The sequence below is a fragment of the Rothia sp. CCM 9419 genome (assembly GCF_048512815.1).
Classification (GTDB): domain Bacteria; phylum Actinomycetota; class Actinomycetes; order Actinomycetales; family Micrococcaceae; genus Rothia.
Genome location: NZ_JBLXXY010000001.1, coordinates 1 through 24,811, shown reverse-complemented (window position 1 = coordinate 24,811; position 24,811 = coordinate 1). Strand labels below are relative to the sequence as shown.

Below are 24,811 nucleotides of genomic sequence, written 5' to 3'. Positions count from 1 at the left end.
AGAGTTTTTTAGTCGTATGTGTACGCTCCGAACGCTCTGTTTAGGCAGGGCAATAGTGTGAAAAAACGCTTAGGATGTGTGCTCATCATCAGAAATAAGCGTCAACCTGTTTCTAAACAAATTGGTGAAGGGTTGCGCGCCCCTACCAAACGCTTTGGAGTAACAAAATGAGCAAGCGGACTTTTCAGCCGAATAACCGCCGTCGTGCCAAGAAGCACGGCTTCCGTCTTCGTATGCGCACCCGCGCAGGTCGTGCCATCTTGGCAAACCGCCGCAGCAAGGGTCGCACCGCTCTTTCGGCATAAATTAAACTCCTTCCCTCCTCGACCTCTGGGGGAATCCTAGGAGTCGAAACCGAAAGGAGAACATGTGCTGGCTCAACAGCACCGGATGCGGACAAAAGTCCAATTCGCAGAAACTACACGTTCCGGTGTCCGTTCTGGGCGCCGGAACTTAGTTCTATATGCAACTTCTCACGGTGAATCTCCGACTATTATTGGGTTCATCGTTTCTAAAACTGTTGGAAACGCTGTCACTCGAAACCTTGTTAAAAGAAGATTACGTGCGTTATCAGCTCTCACCCTTAAAAAAAATCCTCAGGGTCATCAAATAGTTATTCGCGCTCTTCCCGCGTCTTCCCACGCCACATGGGAAGAACTATCACAAGATTACGAAAACGCTTTAACCAGCACCCTTGCTAAAATGGCATCACAACAAAATCTGCAGGCAGTAGCACAAAGCCCTGAAACTGCCCCATTATCTTGCGAGAGGAATGCCGAAAACCCATCATGAAGCACTCCTCTCAAAAACAGCAGCCAGACCTCTTAGAACAAGCGCCGCATGAATTTGTACGACCGCAATCTGTACAACATGCTCTATGGACACTACCGCAGAACTTTCTCATTGCTGTACTAAAAATCTATCGAGCAGTCATCTCACCGCTTTACGGAAATGTTTGTAAGTACTACCCAAGCTGTTCAGCTTATGCCTTAGAATCATGCCTTCGACACGGAGCAACTAAAGGACTATCGCTCACTGTTCGCAGGCTTCTACGCTGTCACCCCTGGGCAACTGGCGGACTTGATGAAGTACCGGCAGGAAAACAGAATTTTCCTGCCGGAAAAGAACCTAAAATTGTTCTTTTAAACCACCCTCAAGACTACCTATAAACCATCTTCATACAGACCAAACTAACAGGCTCAACGAGCCAAGGAGAACTCGATGTTTGACGTCATCCTCTGGCCCTTTAAATGGATTGTTTCCTTTATTCTCTGGGTATTCCATTCACTTTTCACCACATTAGGATTAGACCCCACTTCCGGTCTGACCTGGGTTCTTGCCATTGTCGGGCTAACACTCGTCATGCGAACCCTGACAATCCCTCTATTCCTTAAACAGATTAAATCTATGCGAGGAATGCAAGAACTTCAGCCAGAATTTGCAAAGCTGAAGAAAAAATATCAGGGTAAAACAGACCAGCTCTCACGCCAAGCTATGGCACAAGAACAAATGGCCCTGTACAAAGAACGCGGTGCTAACCCGCTGTCTTCGTGCTTCCCTATCTTGGCTCAGATGCCAATCTTCTTTGGCCTCTTTGAAGTTCTAAGAGGCATCCCTCATGCAGCAGAAAAGCACGAAGGCATCTTAATGCTTTCTAGCGATCTGGTGAAACAGTTCAACGATTCCTATATTTTCGGCCAGGTTCCGCTCTTCTCTACGATGCTGAACCCCGGAAATGGAAACCACGCAAGCACCATTATTGTTGCTGGTACTCTCGTTGTGTTGATGTCTGTGTCCATGTTCGTATCTCAGAAACAACTGGGTGCTAAAAACATGTCCGACGCTGCTAAAGAATCTCCCATGTACCGTCAACAGCAGATGATGATTTACATCTTCCCTGTCATCTTCTTGATTTCTGGCATCAACTTCCCTATCGGTGTTCTCGTGTACTGGACTGTTTCAAATATTTGGTCTGTAGGTCAGCAATGGTGGGTTATCCGTAATAACCCAACACCTGGGTCCCAAGCAGAACGAGAGCTCAACGCTCGTCGCGCCGAAAAAGGTTTACCACCAGTTGGTAAAACCAAAGAACAATACGAAGAAGAACTACAAAAAGCACGTGAACGTGCAGCTCAGGGACAGCGTCAGCAACCTATGAGCAAAAAACGTCAGCGTCAGCAACAGAAAAAGAAGAACTAGTTTTAATGGAGCAACTTGTGGAAGAAACACCTGTGTCTGAAGAACACGAAAACTACGAGGAAAAAGACCACCTTAAATACCTCGAAGATGAAGGCGATATTGCGGCAGATTATCTTGAAGAACTCCTAGATATTGCTGATATCGATGGAGATATCGATATCGAGATTCGTAATAATCGCACGTATCTTTCTGTTATTAGTGAAGACAGCGAGAACGAACAACTTAAAGCTCTTATCGGTAAACGAGGAAATACTCTTGCTGCCTTGCAAGAACTCGTACGTTTATCAGTGCTTGCCTCTACCGGAAACCACTCCCGCCTAGTTCTTGATATTGGTGAGTACCGCGCAAAGCGCATTAAGCGAGCTACTTCTATGGCATTAGAAGCTATCGCACAGGTCAAAGAGACGGGGGAGGATTACCACTTAGAGCCTTTGAGTGCTTATGAGCGGAAGCTCGTTCATGATCTTGTTGCTGAAAACGGTCTTTACTCAGAGTCTGAAGGAGAAGGGGCAGGGCGTCATATCGTTATTTCTGTCCCGGAGGCATAAATGGCTCAAGATATCCTTCCGGAACTCACCGGTGCTGAAAGAACTGCTGCGGAAAAGATCTTTGGTCAGAGACTTCCACTTGCCCAGCGCTACGTAGAGCATCTTGCAACGAGTGGCATCGAAAGAGGTCTTATTGGTCCTCGAGAAGTGCCTCGTTTGTGGGGGCGTCACGTCCTAAACTGTGCAGTGGTACAAGAATATATTGAGAAAGACGCTTCAATTGCCGATGTAGGCTCCGGTGCGGGTCTTCCAGGGCTTTGTTTAGCTATTGCTCGCCCAGATCTTGATATTACGCTGATAGAGCCTCTGGAGCGTCGTGTCATATGGCTTGATGAAGTCGTTGAAGACTTGGGTCTAGATAACGTAACGATTTTACGTTCGCGTGCTGAACAAGCGGTAGGCATGGTCGACGTCGAGTACGTAACGGCTCGTGCTGTCTCCGCCTTGGTCGGGCTTGTTGATATTACCCTTCCGATTCTTCGTGGTACTGGCGAATTGCTTGCTATTAAAGGGCGTTCTGCGGGAGAAGAAATTACGAAAGCAAAGAAGAAGCTCAATAAGTATGGTGCTCGCACGGTCGAAGTGCTTAGTGCTGGCGATCAGCTCCTTGATGAGCCAACTACTATTGTGAGGGTTTCTCTCTAATACACGTTCGCCGGTGGGCGGATTTTCATCGTCGGTGGTGTTGATATTACAAAATATCAACACCACCGTTTTTATGTATGGTGAAGATTCTGTTTTTGGTATAAACGCTGGAAAGCTATGAACCGTATGTGTTCTACTATGAGAAATCTTATCTCAAAACAACTTTTATAAGTTTTTATTTATAGATACTGTCGAGATGTTGTACGTGAACAGGTAATCTAAATATCACCCTCACATAATAGTGCCGAACCTTCCATATTGCTCTTGAGGGGAGAAAGATGGGATTGGCTGGAATTTCATGAATGAAAAAATAGCAATCAATATTCCTGATTTTGGAATGCCTCCGGAGCCCCATGAGAGCGTGGGTTCTTCTCAATTGGATCGAGGTCGTGTTTCACGTGAAACACGCCAGAAATTAGAGAAACAAGTGCAAGATAAAGGGCTGAATACTCTGGTTTCTCCAGAGGTTTTGAGCGAGAAAACAAAACTTAAAGAACTGGAACAAATCGTGTTGAATCGACCAGAAAGAACTCGCATATTTGCTGTTTCTAACCAAAAAGGTGGCGTTGGGAAAACAAGTACCGCCGTCAACTTAGCAGCTGCTCTCGCAACTAAAGGAATGAACGTTCTTGTGATTGACAGCGATCCTCAAGGAAACGCTTCGACCGCTTTGGGTATTGATCACGGAAATGATACACCTAGCGTCTATGACGTACTCATTGACGAATTGCCTTTATCTGAGATTGTTAAACCTTGTCCAGATATCAAACAGCTCTGGTGTGCGCCTGCAACTATCGACCTTGCCGGAGCTGAAATTGAACTTGTATCAATGGTTGCTCGTGAAAATCGGTTGAGGGGAGCTCTCCAAGAATATAAACAATGGCGAGACCGCGAAGGGTTGGAGCGCCTTGACTATGTTTTTATTGACTGTCCACCCAGTCTTGGGTTACTGACGGTTAATGCTTTTGTTGCCGCTCAAGAAGTTCTCATTCCGATTCAATGTGAATATTATGCGCTAGAAGGATTGAGCCAGTTACTTAAAAACATCAAGATGATTCAGAAACACCTGAATGCAGATCTTGCGCTGAGTACTATCCTGTTAACAATGTATGACGGAAGAACAAATTTGGCTTCACAGGTCGCTGATGAAGTAAGGACTCATTTTCCACGCGAAGTGCTCAACAGTGTTATTCCTCGTTCTGTTCGCATTTCAGAAGCTCCAAGTTATCAGCAGACCGTTATTAGCTACGATGTCTCATCCACGGGCTCTAGAGCGTATATAGAAGCGGCTATAGAAATAGCAAAGAAAAAATAAAATAATATAAAACTTATATCAGTTGCTATTCTATGATTATTAGGGTAGCAACTGGTATTTTTAATGGAAAATAACGATTAGAATAATCATTCTATTTAAGAGTTTCACGTGAAACATGACATTTTTCTCCCCATGTTTCTGTGAGAACAGATAGACTTAGACGGTCCGTTGAACAAGAGGGAGAATCTTACTATGGCAGAAAAGAAGCGTGGATTGGGTCGCGGTATTGGCGCCCTCATTCCTACTGAAAGCTACTCAGAGAAGGACGTTCAAACGGTGCCAACTGTAGAACATTCATCTCAAGACACTTCTCGTCGTCAAAAAGACCACAAGAATGTTTCACGTGAAACTTCTAAAGTTCCTCAAAAAGATTCAAAGAAAAAACGTGCAGACATGGGAGCAGCTCTTCGTAGCTCGACTTCCAATCGGCGTCCTGTTGACTTTTTCTTCGGGGGAGAAGAACAGCCTGAAAGTGGATTAGTCCCTGTTCCTGGTGCTCAATTTGCTGTTCTTAATGTTCACGATATTCACCCCAATCGAAAACAGCCTCGTACTGAATTCAATGAACAAGACATGGAAGAACTTGTTCACTCCGTAAAAGAAATCGGAGTTCTTCAACCTATTGTGGTACGAAAAAGTCGTGAAGGTGGGAAAGAAAAATACGAATTAGTGATGGGAGAGCGTCGCTGGCGCGCCACTCAACGAGCTGGACTCGACACTATTCCTGCTATTGTTCGCGAAACTCATGATGTCGATTTATTGCGCGATGCATTATTGGAAAACCTTCACCGTAGCCAACTTAATCCTATTGAAGAAGCTGCCGCGTATCAGCAACTTCTTGAAGAGTTCGGAACTACTCAAGAACAATTGGCACAAAAAATTGGACGCTCTCGCTCGTTGATTGCGAACACTATTCGCCTTCTTAAACTTCCTGCTCTTGTTCAACGTCGAGTAGCTGTAGGTGTTCTGTCCTCTGGACATGCTCGAGCGTTATTATCTTTGAGAACTCATGCTGAGATGGAGAAGCTTGCTCAAAAAATTGTTAATGAAGGTTTATCTGTTCGTGCAGTGGAAGAACTCGTCTCTCATTCAACGGAACAATCTAAGAGAGAACCTAAGGTCGTTCAACCTCAAAAGCATCATGAGCGTTTAGATTATATTGCCGATGCATTTGCTGACAGGCTTGATACAAACGTTAAAATTCAGCTGGGGGCACGTAAAGGGAAAATGACTATTGAATTTGCTTCGGTAGAAGATTTGAACAGAATTATTTCTGTTCTTGACCCAAGTATAGATAAAAAATAGATAGTTTATTTATTAATAAACGGTACGTAAAATAAATTTATTTATTTTACGTACCGTTTGTTTTATTATTCCCGCAGAGCGCTCTCTCTTGTTCCACGTGAAACATAGGGTGAATATATCGGCATAAGTTTGATATAAAACTTTACCAGTTGTTATATCTGTATTTGTGGTGTGTTTTATGCGTAGTTTTCGTGGGTGTTTTACGTGAAACAGTGGTGAATGGTTGGAATATCGTTGGTGATTTTATTGCCTATGTTTCTCGAACCTTGCAACTTTTTATTCTTTATGTGATTCTAAGTACAGGTAAATTGTTTTTACAGTTTTTATATTGTGTTATTCAAAAAGAGACGAGGGTTATATGAGTTATACGGTGAGTGATTATCTATTAGATAGACTTGCAGAGCAAGGTGTTACTGAAATATTTGGGGTTCCAGGAGACTTCAATCTTCAATTTTTGGATCATATCGTAGAGCATAAAAATATATCTTGGGTTGGCAGTGCAAATGAACTTAACGCCGGATATAGTGCAGATGGTTATTCGCGAGTTCGCGGCTTAGGTGCACTCGTAACAACTTATGGTGTTGGAGAACTCTCTGCAATTAATGCTATAGCTGGTTCCTATGCTGAGCACGTGCCGGTGGTTCATATTGTGGGTGCTCCGAGTAAAGAAAACCAAGCAAATCATCTGAAAATGCATCACACTCTAGGAGACGGAGATTTCTCCCATTTTATGAGGATGGCGCAGGAAGTTTCTTGCGCTGTAGCAGACCTTGATCATGCCACAGCGACTGCTGAAATTGATCGAGTGATTCGCGAAGTAATAATCCGTCGCCGTCCAGGGTATCTCCTTCTGTCAACCGACGTTGCTCGAGTTGAGACAACTCCGCCTCAAGAGCCGCTCCAAACTGATGTTGCACTCTCTTCGGAAGGTGCTCAAAAAGCCTTTAGAATGGCGCTGAAAGAGGTTATTGCAGGGAAAGAGGTGAGTGTCCTTGCTGATTTGTTAGTGCACCGCATGGGCGCACGTGAGCAGCTAAATAATCTCCTTAAGGAAACTGGGTTTCCGCACGCAACATTGATGTGGGGCAAAACTCTCGTTGACGAGAGCGATGCTCAGTTTGCCGGAGTATATGCCGGTGTAGTTTCTGATCATCGTACAAGGGACGCCATCGAAAATACGGAAGTGCTTATTAGTGCTGGTGTTGAGTTCACAGATTCAACAACCGCAGGATTCTCGCAGAAGCTTCCTCAAAATACTGTTCATATCCGCCCTCAATCGTCACGTATTGGAAATGAGGTTTTCACTCCGTTAACGATTAAAACAGCACTAGAGATTGTGTTAGATGTTGCTCGGGAATATGGTGCTAAGTCGTATCCCCTCCAAAAAGAAGCAGAACAACAATCTCAAAAGATTGATATGAGTGCTCCTTTGACACAAGACATCCTATGGGACTTACTTTCTGGAGAGTTAACCCCCGGAAATATTGTTGTTGCTGATCAAGGAACTTCTTTCTTTGGTATGGCGAATAGAAAATTTCCAGAATCTTCAATGTTTATTGGACAACCGCTCTGGGGATCTATTGGATATAGTCTGCCTGCAATGCTTGGAGCGTCAATAGCTGACAGGGAATCTCGAGGTATTTTGCTAGTGGGTGACGGGTCAGCGCAACTAACCATCCAAGAAATCGGAACGATGCTGCGTGAAAAAATCAATCCGGTCATTATCCTCATCAATAACGATGGATATACCGTTGAGCGCGCTATTCATGGGCCTCAACAGCCTTACAACGATATCCACCGTTATCAATGGGATCTTATTCCTGCAGCATTCGGTGCTGGTAAAGATGATGTTCTTTTATTTAAAGTCCAAACGGCTCAAGAGTTGTTAGACGCTTGTCGTATTACTAATGAAACTCGCGATCGGATGGTGTTTATGGAAATTATCATGGATAAAGATGACGTACCTCAGTTACTCAATGACGTTGCGAAGGCTCTAGCTCGAGCTAATTCTCAATAAAATAAGGGTGTTTGTTGTGTTTCACGTGAAACACAACAAACACCCTTATACGTAGTCTTTAGTTGCTACACTCCTAGGAAAGGAGCAAACTCTTTGACGAGAGCTGCCTTAGGTTTTGCGCCAACACTCTGATGAGCAACTTCTCCATCCTTGAAAACATATACTGCAGGAATGGAGGTAATGCCATACTTCATTGCTGTTTCTGGATTGTTCTCCACATCGAGCTTGAGAACTTTAACCTGCTCTGAATATTCTTCAGCAATTTCATCGATGACAGGTCCAAGCATGCGGCAAGGACCGCACCATTCAGCCCAAAAATCAACAATAACGGGTTTCTCAGAGCGAAGAACCTCGTCAGCAAATGTTGCGTCAGTGACTTGATTAGCCATAATTTTTTTCCTTTGGATAGTAGTGAATAAAAATATCTCTTAAGACAAAGATTCAAGATAATGTTGAGCATCCAACGCTGCCACACAGCCAGAACCTGCAGCCGTAATCGCTTGACGATACGTTGAATCAATAACATCTCCAGCAGCAAAAACACCTGGAATTGAGGTGCGTGAAGAGCGTCCGTCAACAGCGATTGTTCCAGCCTCAGTTAGCTCTAAAACATCTCGCACAAGTGCTGTTCGCGGGTCAGAACCAATAGCAACAAAGACACCATCTACAACGAGCTCGGATTCCTCTGAAGTCTGAGTATTAACCAACGTCAATGAAGATACTTTATCCTCACCGTTAATAGACTGAACAGCGGAATCCCACACCATCTCAATCTTCGGATGATCAAAAGCGCGTTTTTGCATAATCTCCGATGCACGCAAAGTATCGCGACGATGCACCAAATATACTTTTGCTGCGTGATTCGTCAAATAGAGGGCCTCCTCTAATGCAGAATCGCCCCCTCCGATAACAGCAAGAGTCTTCCCCTTGAAGAAAAAACCGTCACACGTTGCACACCATGAAACACCATGACCAGAAAGGCGCTGTTCCCCGTCAACGTTCAACTTACGATATTCAGAACCTGTTGAGATAATGACAGTTTTCGTGAGAAAAGTAGAACCATCACTCAAAATAACTTTCTTAACATCGCCCTCAAGTTCAAGCGATTCAACATCCTCATACCGGACATCAGTACCAAAACGCTCGGCTTGCGCACCAATCGTGGTCATCAATTCAGGACCCTGAATACCGTCAACAAAACCGGGGAAATTCTCTACTTCAGTGGTTGTCATCAAATCGCCACCAGGGGAAACAGAGGAGGCAAAAAGAAGGGGACGTAAATTCGCTCGTGCAGCATAAATCGCTGCAGTGTACCCAGCAGGGCCAGAACCAACAATAATGACGTCATGTACATGGCTGTCTTCAGCCTCTGTGACAGACATAGATTCTGGTACTGTAGCGTCCACCTTAATGCCGCTAGGGGCAGAGAAAAGACCACCCAAAGACTCGTTTGGCAAAGTATCCTTCTTTCATTGAAATAATGTTCATCAAATAGAACCACGATGTAGCTCTGATTATTCCAAACTCTTGAGCCTATGTGAACAACTGCCGCCTGATGTAGAACAAGAACACATCAGACGGCAGCCTAAAGAAGAACAGGAACCTATCGAGCTGTTACTTCAGCAATGCGCACACCATAGTTATAACCAGCAATAGGCTGACCCAATAGAGGAGCTTCTGTGAACTTCACCAGAACATACTGAATGCCTTCACCCTGCTTCTTCTGATCAAGCTTGACGTTGACCTTAGGTGCGTTGAAAGAACCCGAACCAACTTCCGTTGCACCATCCAAAGAAGGCGTATTGTTGGTATATACCGTAAAGGCGCCACCTGAACCATTAATCTGTTCAATCGTAAGTTCAGAAACAACGGTACGTTCTTGAAGCTGGAATGCTAATGCGAAAGAATCAGTGGCTCCACCAAAATTAGGTGTTGCAAAACCGTAGCTAATCCATGTGCTTGCAGGATTGCCGTCAAGCATCTGGGGGAGAGTCGCATCCTGATCAGCCATAAAATCGGGGGAAGACGGCACAAGACGGGTAACATTTGTAATCTTTGGTGGGACATGAGAAACACTTGGAGAAGGCGTTTCTGAAGGCTCTGAGGACTTCTTCTGTGATGGGGTAGCCGTAGCAGAAGCACTAACAGCCGTTACATTCTCGTTTTCACTTTTCTTTGAAACCATGCCGTTGATGGAAGAGAAAACAATAGCTACACCCAAAACAAGAAGAATAATAGCGGCGATAGCTACAATCCACACTCCACCAGAACGCTGATCGTCTTCATCGTCAAATTCTGGTTCGTCAGGGTAATCGTACTCATCGTATTCTTCCTCGTAAGAAGATTCTTCAACAGGGTCTGGTGCTAGAGTCTCTTGATCATCAACAGCCCGTGTTGCAGAAATTGAGGTATCTTCTGGGGCAGGTTTTGATGCTTCTGCATAAGGAGTTTTTCCAGTTGTGACCTCGTCCCCAAAAATTTCTTGCCCTAGAGCTTCTTGAGTTTCGGAGGATGCGGCTACCGCCGAAGAATCTGCCAAAAGATTTTCTAGAAGTGCTTCTGGTCGGGAATATGACGTTACAAGGTACGTTCTGCCTTCACTATTTCCCAAATCAAGAACCTGAATAGGAGAACGTGAAGTCGTTGCGACAAGGCGTGCATTAGCAATGAGCCGATCATTATGAGCGGGAGAAGCTACCACAATAGATACACGTCTATTGAGAACCTGGTCTTTACCTTCCAAAACTGCGTCGCCGTGCTCGGTCTGTGCAATAGCAGCTGTGACGCGATAACGCTCACCCAGAACAGTGTTGATAGCAATGGGATGGGAGGAATGTGAATGAGACAAGGTAGCCCTCCAAGGCTCTAAAAATTTAATACGGTGATTCTCTTCTGAATCTTACCTGTTATGACGAGGTGTTGGGTTCTGTCCGTTGAAAATAAATCTATATTTTGTGTCGAGATTGGTGACGTTGTGGCATCAATTTTCGTGCAATCGGGGAGATTAAAGAATCCAGCTCCTTGACTCTGAAGATTTGCAGAGCAATGTAGTAAGCCAAAGACATAATACTTCCGCCCACAGCAATGGTGATGAGGGCAGGCGTCGTCCCTGACCATGCGAACCCATCGAATGAGTATCCGCCTAATATCCAGAGGATGAGCGAACCAAAAATACCTGCAACAAAGGAAGCTAATCCAACACGAGCATGGGTGGAAAGAATGTTCATTCCATCGTAGTCCCCAAGATATTTTTTGAGGAAAATATGGCTCAAGACAACAGAAAGGACATTTTGTAAGGCATAAGCTGCTGCCAGTCCGAAGACGATGTAATGCGGGTTGAGCTGGGAGGCGATGAATCCCATTCCGACAATGACTACTGCGGAGATGAACTGAATAATAAATGGGGTTTTTGCGTCTTCTCGTGCATAGAGAACTCTTCCCATCATAAAAGAAATAGTGAGGAAAGGGCCGCCCAAGGCAATAATGCAAATAGTTTGAGCAATGAGGGCTGCAGAAATATTATTTCCATTACCAAATAATACGCCTACAGGTCCTGAGAAAACAATAAGAGCTACAGATAAGAAAATTGTTGCAATAGAAGAAACTCTCAAACCGGAGGATAAAGCATGCACTACATTTTGATGATTATTCTCTTGTGATGCATGGGACATTTTATTGAAAAGATATGTTGCAATAGATAATCCAATAACACCATGAGGTAGTGAATAGAGCATAGATGAATAGTTAAGCGCCTGAATTCCAGGAACAATTTTTCCATCATGAGAAATAACATTTGAAGCAATTTGTATGAGGTAAAAGAATGAAAGGTTAGAAACAATTCCCGTAGCTAGTGTCCACACTGCTAACTTGACGGACGCACCAAGACCAATCCCTCTCCACCCAAACTTGGGTCGAATGCGAATACCAATACGGCGTAGAGGAATAAGAAGCACTAACGCTTGAGTTACAACACCTAACGTTGCTGATCCTGCAAGAACGACCGTCTGAGCAGTGCTCCACGTGTTCACAGTGTGTAACGGCGGGACAGTGTTAGTTTGTTGACCAAAAACATTGATAAAGAGGATAAGGGCAATAATCGCTACCACATTGTTGATCACTGGGGACCACATGAACCAGCCAAAAGCCCCTCGGGCATTGAGGACCTGACCAATGATGGTGTAAAAACCGTAGAAGAAAATTTGGGGAAGACACCATAACGCAAAGATGAGCCCTAAAGTGCGTTGTTCTTCCGTCCATGTTCGCCCCATGACGGAGATAATAGGCACAGAACACGCTACGACAACGATGGTAACAGCGGCTATACCGACAGTAGCTAGGGTAACTAACCGAGAAATAAAATCGGAACCGCCGTCATCATGTTTTGCGGCTTTGATAATCTGTGGGACAAGAACAGCGTTAAAAATACCTCCAGCAACAAGAACATAAATCAAGTTAGGTAGGGTGTTTGCTGTTTCAAAAATCGTTCCCATTGCGGTTCCGGTGCCGATAGCAACGGTAATGAGAATGGTTTTAACGAACCCGAGAATACGGGAAACCATCGTCCCTGATGCCATAATTGCGCTAGATACTGCACCTGTACGTGCCACGTTGTGCCCTTAATCTTTGCTGAGAGAGCTGCTCACGAGGAGAGCTGGTGAATAATATATTCGCGCGCAATCTCGGCAATTCGTCGTTCGTTCGAAAATGAGAGTTTACGCCCTAAATCGTCAATGTTAACCCAATCGACGGCAATTGCCTCATGATCTGGATCTTTTTCTGTAGTGAGATATCCTCCCGTGGCCGCTAAAAGGTAATGATGAACTGTTTTATGTACTCTGCGACCGCCAACAGTAAACCAGTAGTCAATACTTCCTAGAGGGGAAAGAACCTGACCAGAAATTCCTGTTTCTTCTTCGATTTCGCGTGTTGCCGCTTGAGCGTTATTTTCTGACCCTTCGGGATGTCCCTTGGGTAAACACCATTCTAAACGTCCTCCGCGGTTCATTCTGGCAATAATAGCTACAGGAAAATTAGGCTTGTCAAGATCGACGATAACACCTCCTGCAGAGACTTCTTCTACCGTCGGCAAGAGAGAAATAGGGGTTATTGCCCGCTTCTTGGGAGCCCGAGGTATAGGAAAAGTCATGTCTCTACCTTAACCGATGAAATGAGTCTATGCCTGATTATTGTGTGGGATACGGGTATAACGGTCATTTATCTGGCACGATGGTATGACTATGGCGCATCTTTTTGACTCTTCTATTATTGACCCCATCGCTCTATCTCTTGGTGAGCTTTTTGCACAGTCTGGGTATGAACTCTCTCTGGTGGGCGGTCCTGTTCGAGATCTTTTCCTTGCTCAAAAAGCGACGGACTTAGATTTTACGACGAATGCGACCCCTGATCAGATTCTAGAAATTGTTGATGATTGGGCTGACACAACATGGGAAATTGGTAAGGAATACGGAACTATTGGTTTGAGGAAAGGCGATGAAACTGTCGAAATTACGACCTATCGGGCAGAAATTTATCGTCACGATTCACGCAAGCCTGTTGTGTCTTTTGGTGATTCTCTAGAAGACGATCTTTTTCGGCGTGACTTTACGATTAACTCTATGGCGTTGCGTCTACCCTCTTTAGAGCTTGTAGATCCTTACGGGGGGTTTAGAGACTTACGTGCTGGTGTCATTCGAACTCCTGGGCGAGCTGAAGATTCTTTCTTAGACGATCCTCTGAGAATGATGAGAGCTGCTCGATTCGCTGCACGCTTTGATATTGATGTGGCTCCTGAAGTCTTTGCTGCGATGAAAAAGATGGCACAGCGTATTGAGATGATATCTGCTGAGCGTGTGCGCGATGAACTCGTCAAATTGGTGACGGCAGCTGCCCCTCGTCGAGGTGTTGACCTTCTGGTTGATTCTGGTCTTGCTGATTATGTTTTGCCTGAAATTCCTGCTCTTAAACTGGAAATTGATGAGCATCATCGTCATAAAGATGTGTATCAACATTCTCTGACGGTTCTTGAACAGGCAGCCGCTCAAGAAACTGACGAGCAGGGCGCGGTGCCTTCTCCTGATTTTATCCTCCGTTTTGCGGCGTTGATGCACGATATTGGTAAGCCTGCTACTCGTAAGTTTGAGAAGAATGGTTCGGTTAGTTTTTTGCACCATGATGTTGTTGGTGCGAAGCTAGTCAAAAAACGTATGCGTGCGTTGCGTTTTGATAACGATACGACGAGGGCTGTTGCCCGTTTGGTAGAGCTTCATATGCGTTTCTACGGTTATGGTGATGCTGGGTGGAGTGATTCTGCTGTACGTCGTTATGTGCGTGATGCAGGGGCATATCTGGAGCGGTTGCACCGTTTGACGCGTGCTGACGTGACAACGCGTAATAAGCGTAAGGCTCAGCGTATTTCACGTGCTTATGATGATTTAGAACGTCGTATCACGGCTCTCGCTGAGCAAGAGGAGTTGGATGCTATTCGTCCAGATTTGGATGGCGAGCAGATTATGCAGATTTTGGGTGTTTCTCCTGGTCCTGTTGTCGGGCGGGCGTATAAGTATCTGTTGAATGTTCGTTTAGACGAGGGTGTCTTATCTGAAGAAGATGCGCGTGAGCGTTTAGTGTCATGGGCTAAAGACGAAGGAATTCTCTCCTAATGATATGGGTAACCCCTTGTGGGATTACATATTCTTGATATGGAATATTTAATCCCACAAGGGGTTAGAACTTTAATCGGATGTTTTTATCGTCAATTATTATGCTTATTCAAGGGAAAAAATAAGGTTCCTCCTTAGGGAGGATGTACTCCTGCAATGGACTTCGTAGAATGATGAACATAAACCACTTCATACTCTACGCTCAGAATAAGGAGCGATACTATGCTAGAAGTTCATGAACTGACTAAACGCTACGGAGCAAAAAAGGCCGTAGACAATATTAGTTTCAGTGTCCCTGACGGAAAAGTTACTGGATTCCTTGGCCCTAACGGTGCTGGAAAATCAACCACGATGCGCATGATTGTTGGTCTTGAAAAACCAACTTCAGGGCAAGCCCTTGTAGAAGGAAAACTCTATAAAACGCTTACCTCACCGGTGTCCTCAGTGGGTGCTCTTTTAGACGCTAAAGCTGTACACCCTGGGCGATCTGCTATTCAACATCTGCGCTCGCTTGCTCTCACTCACGGAATCTCGAAGAAGAGAGTCGATGAAGTCATTGAGCTGACAGGACTTAGTGCTGTAGCGCATAAGAAAGTTCGTGGTTTCTCTCTGGGGATGGGGCAACGTTTAGGTATTGCTGTTGCTCTTTTGGGAGATCCTCATAACCTTATTTTTGACGAACCGGTTAACGGGCTTGATCCAGAAGGCGTTATTTGGGTGCGTCACCTTGCTCGTCACCTTGCCTCTGAAGGGCGTTGTGTTCTGATCTCTTCACATTTGATGAGTGAGATGTCTCAGACTGCTGACGAACTCATCGTTATCGGGCAAGGGAAAATCTTGGCTCATTCATCTATTAAAGATTTTCTTGCACGTTCTGCTAACGATACGGTTTTGGTTCGCACGGATGACCGTGAACAGCTGGGTACGCTTCTGCGTGAACGACAGCTAACCATAGAGTCTCATGAACTTGATGGGTTGATTATCTCTGGGAGCACTGCGCGAGAAATCGCCAAAATTGCTCAGGAAAATAATGTCCTTCTCCACGAATTGACACCTCAAATTAGCACCTTAGAGGATGTCTATATGGAGCTCACAAAGGACTCTATCGAATATTCTTCAACTGGAATAAAACCTTCTCATCAGAAAGAATTATATGATCCGGTAGGTGCATCTGAATCTATTCCACAAGCCACAAGAGCAACAATGTTTGAAGACAACTCCGCATCAGTTGCCCCTTGGTCAAAGGGTTCTACAAAGGAGACAAAATAATGAGTCAGCACGCTAATGTTCAGGCAACATCACGTAATGTTCTACGTTTTGGTGGAGTGATTCGTTCTGAATTTCTTAAATTTAGAACTCTCACTTCTCACCTCATTATGGGTGCTGTCATCCTCTTAATGATGGCTGGATTTGGTTTTATTGGTGCATTATCTATCAACTACAGTCAAACACTTGGAACCTCGGCTGAGTCCCTGAAACATATGGCTCACGGTGTTGGTGGGGCTGGTATGCCATTTACCAATATGCTTTTTGCTTCATGGGCAGTTATTTTTATTGGTTCTGAATATGCAACGCGGTCAATATATACATCATTGACCGTCGTGCCACGCCGTTCTGTCCTATATCTGGCAAAGTTCATTGTTGTCAGCTTGATTGGGTTCTTCTGGGGTATCCTCTGTGCGGCAACATCTTTTGGTGTAGGTCTTCTAATCTTCAATCCTGATTTGGCACCCGAACTAACCTCAGGGGTTCTGCTGAATTGGGTGGCAGTTGGCCTGTACTGTATGTTCATGTCTTGGATGGGGCTAGGCTTTGGTGCTTTCTTACGTAATAACGCTGGTGGCATTATCTTGGCAGTAATTACTGTCTTGGTAAGCTATATCGTTTTCTTACTGTTCCTGCCTTGGGATTGGGCTAAAGATTTCACAAATTATCTACCACTCCCTGTTGGAAGTGAACTAATTTCTTATGGTAAGGCTCCTGATGCGAAAATTAGCTACCCAATGGCAGCATCTATCCTTGCTCTATGGGGAGCTGTTCCTGCATTCCTTGGGTACCTGCGTTTCCGCTTTACTGATAGCTAAGAACTAAAAATTTATGGATCATCGAGGTTCATCAGAAACACTAGACGCCGTCGCTACTGAGGGACGGCGTCTAGTGTTGCAACGTCGTGGAGTTATCCGCCGTTGGATTCATGAAAATACTTTTTGGGTTAATCTCTTCTGGGTTTTTAATAATCTACTTTTTGTTTTTCTAGAACTCTTATTCTCCTCAGATTCTGAGATATTTGACCAAGATGAGAATGTCGTTATTTATTTTTGTGTAGCGTTATTCTTTGCTGCAGGAATATTTTGGAGGGAAAAATTTCCCGTACTGTTGATATGCCTATCAATATGTGTAGATTTTTTGCAATTGCAAATTCTTCAGACAATTTTTATATCACCAACTGGAATTACCTTCTATATATTTCTTTATTCTGCAGTAGTTAAATACCCTTTTAAAAAATCTCTTCCTATTTTTATTTCCACTAGTATCTTTATCGTCGTTTTAGGTTTTATCTATTACCCATACATATATGCTGGGATTAGTAGAGGCGGACCTTCTGATGGAAGCTACGACTCGCGATATGTCATCATCAGTTATTCAGTTCTTGGCTTCCTGACGCTTTCGTCTCTTTTGATGAACCTCGTCGTTTTCCTTGTTGCTCGACAGGTTCATAAGAATCGTCTCTTTGACCAAGAAATTATTCTTAGCTTTGATAAGACACAGAAAATAGCTGCTATCGAGGAGCGTCATCGTATCGCACGAGAGATGCACGATGTTGTAGCTCATTCTTTGACAGTGATGATTGCCTTGGCCGATGGTGCGCAGGCTATTAGCTCTAAAGATCCTCAACGTACATCACATATTCTCAAAGAGCTGTCTGATACGGGACGAAGTGCGCTTGCTGATATGCGAGAGACGCTAGGCGTTCTGCGCGATGAGTCCCCACAACAGCTTTTATCGCCGATAGAAAGAAATAAGACTCTGGGCATAGACAACCTCAAAGCGCTAGTTGATTCTTTTGGTTCGACGGGGCTTCCGGTCTCTTTCTCTCAGCAGGGTCAAAACTTACCTGAAGATAGTCAGTTGCACATGACCCTTTATCGTATTATTCAAGAGTCTTTGACTAACGCTTTAAGATACGCCCAAGACGCACATATTATTGAAGTGCTCATTAAGGTCAATCTGCCCGATATCGTAGTGATTATTGCCAATGATGGAACAAGCGGAATAGAACGTAGAGGTATCTCTCGTAGACAAAATAGTGTTGGAAGCGGCAAGGGCCTTATCGGTATTCAAGAGAGGGTTGCTGTTTATCATGGATCGCTTCATGCTGGATCTAACGACCGTGGAGGGTGGACTGTTCGTGCTCATTTATTGTGGGAATCAACGAGTCGCACTAAAGACCGTTCCAAAACATCCGAGGTAGAAAATAATGCAAGAGCAAGAAAATAGTCCTTTGCGTGTGCTGCTAGTAGATGATCAATCATTGTTGAGGATGGGGTTTCGTCTCGTTCTTGAAAATGCAGGTATTGAGGTTGTTGGCGAAGCTTCGCATGGGCAAGAAGCGATTGAGATGGTGCAAAAACACCATCCTGATGTTGTGTTGATGGATATTCGGATGCCTGTTATGGACGGTATTACCGCGACTGAGAGAATCACGAGTATGAGTGATTCAAAAGTTATTATTCTGACGACTTTTGATCTCGATGAGTACGCTTTTTCCGGTTTACGAGCTGGAGCTAGTGCCTTCGTTCTTAAAGATATCCGCCCTGAAGACCTGATTAGCGCACTTCATACGGTCAATGAAGGGGAGTCTATGGTGGCTCCTCATCTTACTGCTCAGTTGGTGAAAGAATACGTTGAAGATTCTTCATTGGGGCAGGTTGCCATCCGTGAGTATCAGCACCTGATTGATTCTTTAACTTCTCGTGAAAAAGACATGGTGGGCGCTATTGCTGAGGGTCTTTCTAATGCTGAGATTGCTCAACAATTTTTCCTTTCTGAGACAACTGTCAAAACACATGTACGGTCAATTCTGTCGAAGCTTAATCTTCGTGACCGTGTTCAAGTTGTTGTTTTTGCCTATGAATCTGGCATGGTCCGTCCACGTAGAATTTCTGGCAGGTAGTGGTTGAGGGATGTTGTTTGGGGAATAAATATGTTGCTTCAGCGGTTGTACTGTATGGGAGTTATTCCCTGCTGATATTTCTAGGAAAGGGGAATGTTGATGTCGAATAGAGAACATTACACACCTGAATACATAAACCATGGAGGGCGAAGCTCCTATCAGGGTGCCCCTTCTACGGTGTATATTGTGAAGCAAAAATCGTTGTTAATTGCATATATATTGTGGTTTTTCCTTGGCGTATGGGGAGTGCATAAGCTGTATTTGAGGCAGCCTCTTATGTTCGTTCTGTATCTTTTCTTGCTCGGTATTGGCTGGTTGACGACGCCCATTTTGATTGGGTGGGTATTTCTCTTCCTGCTCGGTGTTTTGATGGTTATTGATCTCTTTACAATGCCAATACGTGTAGGTGTTTTGAACTCTCGAGCTTATCGCTATTAATTATTTGGTGTGGAAGAACAGCAGATTCAGCCTGAGGTGACATTGATGTAATTCATGTGACCTTGTGCTGAAAACGGTAAATTTCTGCACTTTATACTGCTCTTACTGTAGAGTAGGTGAAGTCTGTGTACTTATGGGTAAATCTCCGGCGGTACACTGACTGTTATACATCTCCTGCTATGGAAATCCCATAGCCGTTTAGCCCAAAGGAGGGGTTTAATCATGCGTGCATACGAGCTAATGGTTATCCTCAACCCCGAGGTAGAAGACAAGGCTGTAGAGCCAACTCTTTCTAAGTTCCTCGAAATCGTTACCAAAGACAACGGCACTATCGACAACATGGATATTTGGGGTCGTCGTCGTTTGGCATACGAAATTCAGAAGAAGACTGAAGGCATTTACGCCGTCGTTAACTTCACTTCCACTCCGGAAACTGCTGCAGAGCTTGACCGCGTTCTTAGCTTGAACGAGTCTGTAATGCGCACCAAGATTATCCGTCCGGAAGACCAGAAAATCTCTTCTAAATAATAGTCATTCATTATCTTGATGTAGTTATCAACAAGGTTATTTTTACTCTTGATATGACTGCTCTCAGAATGAATTATTATTTGAAAAACTCTATGAATGGAGGCCTCAAATGGCTGGAGATACCGTCATTACCGTGATTGGTAATCTTACTGGTGATCCTGAGCTTCGTTTCACTCCTAACGGTGCAGCGGTAGCAAACTTTACGATTGCTTCAACTCCGCGTAATTTTGACCGCGCAAGTGGCGAATGGAAAGATGGGGAGACTCTCTTTCTGCGGGCATCTATCTGGCGTGAAGCAGCAGAAAATGTTGCAGAAACCCTACATAAGGGAATGCGCGTTATTGCTCAGGGACGTTTGAAATCCCGTTCATATGAGACCAAGGAAGGCGAACGCCGCACTGCGATGGAACTTGAGGTCGAAGAAATCGGCCCATCCCTTCGTTTTGCTTCTGCTTCTGTGAACCGTAATCAACAGCGCTCCGGAGGTAACTTCGGTGGCGCTCAAGATGCGCAAGGCTACGCCGGCGGTGGCAATAACTTTGCTGCTCCTGCCCAAAACAATGGGTATAACGGTTCAGCTTCTGGCGGTTTCGGCGGAGGTAACGGCTATAACGGTGGTGGTTTTGGTGGAGGAAATCCTGCACCACAGGCAGCACCTGCTCCTTCTGCAGATCCTTGGGGTTCTCAATCTGGTGGAAACTATGATTGGGGCGCCGGTGCAGAAGATGAACCTCCGTTCTAAAGATAACCTTCCTTTTATTCCAAATATCCAACCCATCCCGCGGTAACTTCCGCGGGCTCCCAAAGAAAAAGGAGCACCACGATGGCTAAGGCTGAAATTCGTAAGCCCAAACCAAAGCAGAACCCACTCAAGGCTGCTGACGTAACTGTTATTGATTACAAGGACGTTGCACTTCTTCGTAAGTTCATCTCCGATCGCGGTAAGATCCGTGCACGTCGCGTTACCGGCGTCACTGTCCAGGAACAGCGCAAAATCGCTCAGGCAATTAAGAATGCTCGCGAAGTTGCATTGCTACCTTACTCCGGCGCTGGCCGCTAAAGAGAAGGAGATTAGAAGAACATGGCTAAGATTATTCTGACTCAGGAAGTATCCGGTCTCGGAACTGCTGGCGATGTCGTAACCGTTAAGAACGGCTACGCACGCAACTACTTGCTACCTCGCGGTTTCGCAGTAACCTGGACTAAAGGTGGCGAACGTCAGGTTGAGTCCATTCGCGCAGCTCGTGCAGCTCGCGCTAAGGCTTCTCTTGAAGACGCTCAGGCACAGGCAGCTAAGCTTGCTGCAGCTACTGTTACTGTAGCGCACAAAGCTGGCACTGAAGGTCGACTTTTCGGTACCGTCCGTGCAGAAGCAATTGCGGAAGCAATTGAAGCTGCTGGTCTAGGTTCCGTTGATAAGCGAGCTATCCATCTCGGATCTGCTATCAAGTCCACCGGTGCTTACAAAGTTTCTGTGCGTTTGCACGAAGACGTTGTTGCGCAGGTTGCACTAGATGTCGTTGCTGCGTAAGTAATGGCTCATAGCATATAGAAGAAGTGTCCTTTCCTGTTGTTTCAACAGGGGAGGACACTTCTTCTATGTTGTATCATCACGAGAAATTGTGCATTAGTGTTCTTCACTATGATGTTTCAGGACTTAAGGAATAGATAAAGGGATAATGTTTTCATTGGTTTCGTCTGAGGCTGAGCCTGCTCCGAAGCTGCGTCCAAGTTTGCAGATGTTTCTTATTGCATTGGTTGCCGAGCTGATTTCGTTATTGCTGATATCTTTAGGGTTTTGGAATAATGTGGGGACTCCTTCTGATAGTTTGACTGTTTTTTTGATATGCGTGGTTCTTGCTGTCGTTATGTCGTCATTGTCGAGTATTTTGGCGGTTGTTGGTTTAGTTCGTTACCGACGTTTTAAAGTACATAATGCGCTATTGTTAGTGGTTTCTTTCCTTGCAAACCCAGCAACAGTTTTTCTTGCTATCTCTGTGGTGGGATAGTTTTTCTGCAGAGTGAAGCATGGGTGCTTCCTCTGAGGTAGGTTTTTCTCATAGTATGTTTCACGTGGAACAGTTGTTCTGCCGCGTACTTCCATAACGGTTTTCGCTAGCTGAGCATAGTGAATAATCTTCGAGGTCCTTTTGTAGAAATATCTCGACAATTTAAGGTTGATTGTGTCTCAAAATTCTTCTGATTACGGTGTTCGTACTCTTCCTCACGATGATGATGCAGAGCGATCTGTCCTTGGTGGAATGTTGCTCTCTAAAGATGCTATTGCAGACGTTGTTGAGGTACTTCGTGGTGAGGACTTTTATAAGCCTGCACATGAGAGTATCTACGATGCAATCATTACTTTATATGGTCAAGGTGAACCAGCAGACGCTATCACTGTGACTGATGAACTCACTAAACGAGGTGAATTGTCCCGTATTGGAGGGGCACCTTATCTACATTCTTTAACAACTTCTGTGCCCACTGCAGCAAACGCAGGGTTCTATGCTGAGATTGTTTCTGAACGAGCTATTTTGCGTCGTCTCGTTGAGGCGGGTACGAAAATCGCTCAGCTTGGTTATTCTCAAGATGGTGAGGTTGAAGCCCTTGTTAACCAAGCTCAGGGAGAGATCTATCAGATTAGTGACCGTCGTGCTTCTGAGGACTACGTTCCTTTGAAAGAAGCGATGGATCAGACCATCAACGACATTGAGGCTCAGAGCGCTCGCGGTAGCGGTATTAGCGGTGTACCAACGGGGTTCTTTGAGTTTGATGAACTGACTGATGGTTTTCAACCGGGACAGATGATCGTTATTGCTGCTCGTCCTGGTGTTGGTAAATCTACTTTTGCTCTAGATATTGCTCGCCATGCTGCTATTAAGAAGGATATGGCAACGGTATTTTTCTCTTTGGAGATGAGCCGTAATGAAATTGCAACAAAGATTCTCTCAGCTGAAGCTAAGATTAACCTTTCTCGTCTACGTCAGGGAAAACTTGATGAGCAACAATGGTCTACCCTTGCAGCGGCGGTAGGCAAGATGGATAGTGCGCCTTTGTATATTGATGATTCTCCCAATATGACGTTGATGGAGATTCGGGCGAAGGCGCGTCGACTTAAACAGCGCAATAATCTTAAGTTGATTGTGTTGGATTATTTACAGTTGATGACTTCTGGTAAAAAAGTAGAGTCTCGTCAGCAAGAAGTTTCTGAATTTTCTCGTTCTTTGAAATTGATGGCTAAAGAGCTAGAAATTCCTGTTATTGCGTTATCTCAGCTGAACCGTGGTTCTACTCAGCGTGCAGATAATCGCCCGATGGTTTCAGATTTGCGTGAGTCTGGCTCTATTGAGCAGGACGCGGATATGGTGATTCTGCTGCATCGCGATGATGCCCATAATAAAGAGTCATCACGTGCTGGAGAAGCTGACGTTATTGTGGCTAAACATCGTAATGGTCCCACCAAAACCATTGCTGTTGGATTCCAGGGACATTATTCTCGCTTTGCGAATATGGTCAACGATACGCCACCTAGTATTGAATCTTAGGCTACTGGTGCGTCGTTATGAGGTTTATCTTTTCGTGTTAAAACCATGACGCAGAGTGATACGAGCAGTGCTGTGAAGATGATGCAAAACCAGGCTGTGCTGTACCACCCGCTGGTGTTGTAGATTAGTCCGCTACCCCAACCAATAACTGCTGAACCTGCATAGTAGGCGAGATTATAGAGTGCTGTTGCTTGCGCTTTTCCTGTTGTGGCTCGTAGTCCTGTCCATCCTGAGGCGATGGAATGCCCGCAGAAGAATCCGAAGGTCAAGAGCAGGACTCCGATAATAATGGCGGTGACGTTTGTGGTCATCGTGAGAGCTATGCCAAGGACAAGGAGGGTAGTTGAGCCTATCATAACGTTGAGGTTTCCCCATCGTGTGCTGAATCGGGCAGATATTGATGAGGATATTGTGCCTAATAGGTAGGAGAGGAAGAGCGCTGAGAGAGCTATTTCGGAGAAGAGATAGGGTGGTGCTTTGAGGAGGAACCCTACGTAGTTATAGATGGTTACGAAGGTTCCCATCATCGTGAATGCGTAGAGGTATAGTGCAAGCATTGCTGGGTTTTTGAGATGTTTTTTGGCTTGTTTGAGGGTGTTACTGAAAGATCCTTTGCGTGGGATGGGTGTGAATCGTCGGGCTTTGGGCAGGCTGACGATAAAAATGAGTGCGGTGATGGCTCCTAGTAGTGAAACTGCTGTGATGGCGATGCGCCAGTCTCCAGTCCATTGGGTAAGAGGGCCTGCGAAGAGTCGTCCGGCGAGTCCTCCGAGGGTGTTTCCTGCGACGTATAGTCCGCTTGCTGTTGCTGCATGGAGTGGGTTTGTTTCTTCGGTGATGAAGGCGATGGCTACTCCTGCTATTCCTGCTAATGCTGCTCCTTCTAGGAATCTGAGAGTGAGGAGTATGGTGAAGTCGTGAACCCATGGGCTGATTAGTCCGAGTGCTGTGGCGATACTGATTGCGATGAACATGGCTTTGCTTTTGCCATGGATGTCGGCGATGTAGGCCCATACTATGGCAAAGAGTGCTAGTCCAAGTGTTGCCGCTGAGATGGTTAGTGCTGCACTAGATGGTGTGATGTCTAGGTCAGTTGCAATGGAGGGGAGGATTGCTTGTGGTGCGTAGAGTTGGGCGAAGGTGGCAATGCCTGCACAGAACATGGCAATGAGCATGTAGCTATATTCGCGAGAGCCTTTTGAATATCCGTTCCAGGGGTCAGGGTTGTGTGTGTTGTTCATGTGATTTGGTGTGTTTTTTCTTCGGGTGATGATGCTTTGTAATGGTAATGGTAGTTGTCGTTTGGGGGTGCCGGGTACTGTTGTGGGTGTTTATGGGGCTCTCTGGCAGGTTTTTTTGAGCTTTTTTAAATCTTTTTTGTGTGTTGTTTTGTGGTCTGACGTGGGGTTTTGGTGTTTTACATGGGTGTAAGTAATCC

General features: G+C 45.0%; 27 protein-coding genes. 21 read left to right on the top strand and 6 right to left on the bottom strand.

Annotation, left to right across the window (positions count from 1 at the left end; translation table 11 throughout):
* Positions 1-167 precede the first annotated feature (167 nt).
* The 9 genes from rpmH to ACN08W_RS00095 all read left to right on the top strand — a co-directional run bounded on the left by rpmH (position 168) and on the right by ACN08W_RS00095 (position 8,029).
* Positions 168-305 carry a 50S ribosomal protein L34 gene (rpmH, locus tag ACN08W_RS00135; RefSeq protein WP_419101264.1) on the top strand — a complete coding sequence of 46 codons (138 nt, stop codon included), beginning with the start codon at positions 168-170 and terminating at the stop codon, positions 303-305.
* 64 nt (positions 306-369) lie between these two features.
* Positions 370-792: a ribonuclease P protein component gene (gene rnpA, locus ACN08W_RS00130; protein ID WP_419108492.1), complete on the top strand. Its 423-nt coding sequence runs from the start codon at positions 370-372 to the stop codon at positions 790-792.
* Positions 789-1,169, top strand: a complete 381-nt coding sequence (gene yidD / locus ACN08W_RS00125; RefSeq protein WP_419106762.1) for a membrane protein insertion efficiency factor YidD — start codon at positions 789-791, stop codon at positions 1,167-1,169. Before rnpA ends, yidD begins: the two co-directional genes overlap by 4 nt.
* Positions 1,170-1,221: 52 nt before the next feature.
* On the top strand, positions 1,222-2,199 hold the full coding sequence (yidC, locus tag ACN08W_RS00120) for a membrane protein insertase YidC (RefSeq protein WP_419102805.1): 978 nt from the start codon (positions 1,222-1,224) through the stop codon (positions 2,197-2,199).
* Positions 2,200-2,204: 5 nt separating this feature from the next.
* The gene (locus ACN08W_RS00115; RefSeq protein ID WP_419102806.1) at positions 2,205-2,747 is read left to right on the top strand and encodes a protein jag; all 543 of its coding nucleotides are present in this window, start codon (positions 2,205-2,207) and stop codon (positions 2,745-2,747) included.
* The gene (gene rsmG, locus ACN08W_RS00110; RefSeq protein ID WP_419106764.1) at positions 2,748-3,392 is read left to right on the top strand and encodes a 16S rRNA (guanine(527)-N(7))-methyltransferase RsmG; all 645 of its coding nucleotides are present in this window, start codon (positions 2,748-2,750) and stop codon (positions 3,390-3,392) included.
* Positions 3,393-3,729: 337 nt separating this feature from the next.
* The gene (locus ACN08W_RS00105) at positions 3,730-4,707 is read left to right on the top strand and encodes a ParA family protein (RefSeq protein ID WP_419108654.1); all 978 of its coding nucleotides are present in this window, start codon (positions 3,730-3,732) and stop codon (positions 4,705-4,707) included.
* 192 nt (positions 4,708-4,899) lie between these two features.
* The gene (locus ACN08W_RS00100; RefSeq protein WP_419106765.1) at positions 4,900-6,012 is read left to right on the top strand and encodes a ParB/RepB/Spo0J family partition protein; all 1,113 of its coding nucleotides are present in this window, start codon (positions 4,900-4,902) and stop codon (positions 6,010-6,012) included.
* Between the two features lie 358 nt (positions 6,013-6,370).
* Entirely contained in the window at positions 6,371-8,029 is a 1,659-nt protein-coding gene (locus tag ACN08W_RS00095) for an alpha-keto acid decarboxylase family protein (RefSeq protein WP_419108491.1), read from the top strand.
* Positions 8,030-8,094: 65 nt separating this feature from the next.
* Here ACN08W_RS00095 and trxA read toward each other — a convergent pair whose 3' ends face one another.
* The 5 genes from trxA to ACN08W_RS00070 form a co-directional block, all read right to left on the bottom strand.
* Positions 8,095-8,418, bottom strand: a complete 324-nt coding sequence (gene trxA, locus ACN08W_RS00090; RefSeq protein WP_419108490.1) for a thioredoxin — start codon at positions 8,416-8,418, stop codon at positions 8,095-8,097.
* 39 nt (positions 8,419-8,457) lie between these two features.
* Complete coding sequence (gene trxB, locus ACN08W_RS00085; RefSeq protein ID WP_419102837.1) at positions 8,458-9,411, bottom strand: thioredoxin-disulfide reductase; 954 nt, start codon at positions 9,409-9,411, stop codon at positions 8,458-8,460.
* Between the two features lie 221 nt (positions 9,412-9,632).
* Positions 9,633-10,877 (bottom strand): serine/threonine protein kinase, encoded by a 1,245-nt coding sequence (locus tag ACN08W_RS00080; protein WP_419108489.1) that lies wholly within the window; start codon positions 10,875-10,877, stop codon positions 9,633-9,635.
* A 97-nt stretch (positions 10,878-10,974) separates the two neighbouring features.
* The gene (gene murJ, locus ACN08W_RS00075) at positions 10,975-12,636 is read right to left on the bottom strand and encodes a murein biosynthesis integral membrane protein MurJ (protein WP_419102812.1); all 1,662 of its coding nucleotides are present in this window, start codon (positions 12,634-12,636) and stop codon (positions 10,975-10,977) included.
* Positions 12,637-12,668: 32 nt separating this feature from the next.
* Positions 12,669-13,175 carry an NUDIX hydrolase gene (locus ACN08W_RS00070; RefSeq protein ID WP_419101276.1) on the bottom strand — a complete coding sequence of 169 codons (507 nt, stop codon included), beginning with the start codon at positions 13,173-13,175 and terminating at the stop codon, positions 12,669-12,671.
* Positions 13,176-13,266: 91 nt separating this feature from the next.
* Between ACN08W_RS00070 and ACN08W_RS00065 the strand changes: the two genes are divergently transcribed.
* The 12 genes from ACN08W_RS00065 to dnaB all read left to right on the top strand — a co-directional run bounded on the left by ACN08W_RS00065 (position 13,267) and on the right by dnaB (position 23,373).
* Entirely contained in the window at positions 13,267-14,688 is a 1,422-nt protein-coding gene (locus tag ACN08W_RS00065) for a CCA tRNA nucleotidyltransferase (RefSeq protein WP_419102813.1), read from the top strand.
* 222 nt (positions 14,689-14,910) lie between these two features.
* Entirely contained in the window at positions 14,911-15,957 is a 1,047-nt protein-coding gene (locus tag ACN08W_RS00060; protein WP_419108488.1) for an ABC transporter ATP-binding protein, read from the top strand.
* Entirely contained in the window at positions 15,957-16,772 is an 816-nt protein-coding gene (locus ACN08W_RS00055) for an ABC transporter permease (RefSeq protein WP_419102815.1), read from the top strand. The genes ACN08W_RS00060 and ACN08W_RS00055 overlap by 1 nt, the downstream gene beginning before the upstream one ends.
* A 13-nt stretch (positions 16,773-16,785) precedes the next feature.
* Complete coding sequence (locus ACN08W_RS00050; RefSeq protein ID WP_419108487.1) at positions 16,786-18,186, top strand: sensor histidine kinase; 1,401 nt, start codon at positions 16,786-16,788, stop codon at positions 18,184-18,186.
* On the top strand, positions 18,167-18,862 hold the full coding sequence (locus ACN08W_RS00045; protein WP_419102817.1) for a response regulator: 696 nt from the start codon (positions 18,167-18,169) through the stop codon (positions 18,860-18,862). The genes ACN08W_RS00050 and ACN08W_RS00045 overlap by 20 nt, the downstream gene beginning before the upstream one ends.
* A 93-nt stretch (positions 18,863-18,955) precedes the next feature.
* Positions 18,956-19,300, top strand: coding sequence for a TM2 domain-containing protein (locus tag ACN08W_RS00040; RefSeq protein WP_419108486.1), 345 nt, complete (start codon positions 18,956-18,958; stop codon positions 19,298-19,300).
* Between the two features lie 222 nt (positions 19,301-19,522).
* Complete coding sequence (gene rpsF, locus ACN08W_RS00035; RefSeq protein ID WP_419101282.1) at positions 19,523-19,828, top strand: 30S ribosomal protein S6; 306 nt, start codon at positions 19,523-19,525, stop codon at positions 19,826-19,828.
* 109 nt (positions 19,829-19,937) lie between these two features.
* The gene (locus tag ACN08W_RS00030) at positions 19,938-20,570 is read left to right on the top strand and encodes a single-stranded DNA-binding protein (RefSeq protein ID WP_419106773.1); all 633 of its coding nucleotides are present in this window, start codon (positions 19,938-19,940) and stop codon (positions 20,568-20,570) included.
* A gap of 81 nt (positions 20,571-20,651) precedes the next feature.
* On the top strand, positions 20,652-20,888 hold the full coding sequence (gene rpsR / locus ACN08W_RS00025; protein WP_004005948.1) for a 30S ribosomal protein S18: 237 nt from the start codon (positions 20,652-20,654) through the stop codon (positions 20,886-20,888).
* A 21-nt stretch (positions 20,889-20,909) separates the two neighbouring features.
* Positions 20,910-21,359 carry a 50S ribosomal protein L9 gene (rplI, locus tag ACN08W_RS00020; RefSeq protein ID WP_419108485.1) on the top strand — a complete coding sequence of 150 codons (450 nt, stop codon included), beginning with the start codon at positions 20,910-20,912 and terminating at the stop codon, positions 21,357-21,359.
* A 148-nt stretch (positions 21,360-21,507) separates the two neighbouring features.
* Positions 21,508-21,837, top strand: a complete 330-nt coding sequence (locus ACN08W_RS00015; protein WP_419102821.1) for a hypothetical protein — start codon at positions 21,508-21,510, stop codon at positions 21,835-21,837.
* 174 nt (positions 21,838-22,011) lie between these two features.
* Positions 22,012-23,373, top strand: coding sequence for a replicative DNA helicase (dnaB, locus tag ACN08W_RS00010; protein ID WP_419106775.1), 1,362 nt, complete (start codon positions 22,012-22,014; stop codon positions 23,371-23,373).
* Here the strand turns inward: dnaB and ACN08W_RS00005 are convergent.
* Positions 23,370-24,614, bottom strand: a complete 1,245-nt coding sequence (locus ACN08W_RS00005; protein WP_419108484.1) for an MFS transporter — start codon at positions 24,612-24,614, stop codon at positions 23,370-23,372. The genes dnaB and ACN08W_RS00005 overlap by 4 nt on opposite strands.
* Between the last annotated feature and the right edge of the window lie 197 nt (positions 24,615-24,811).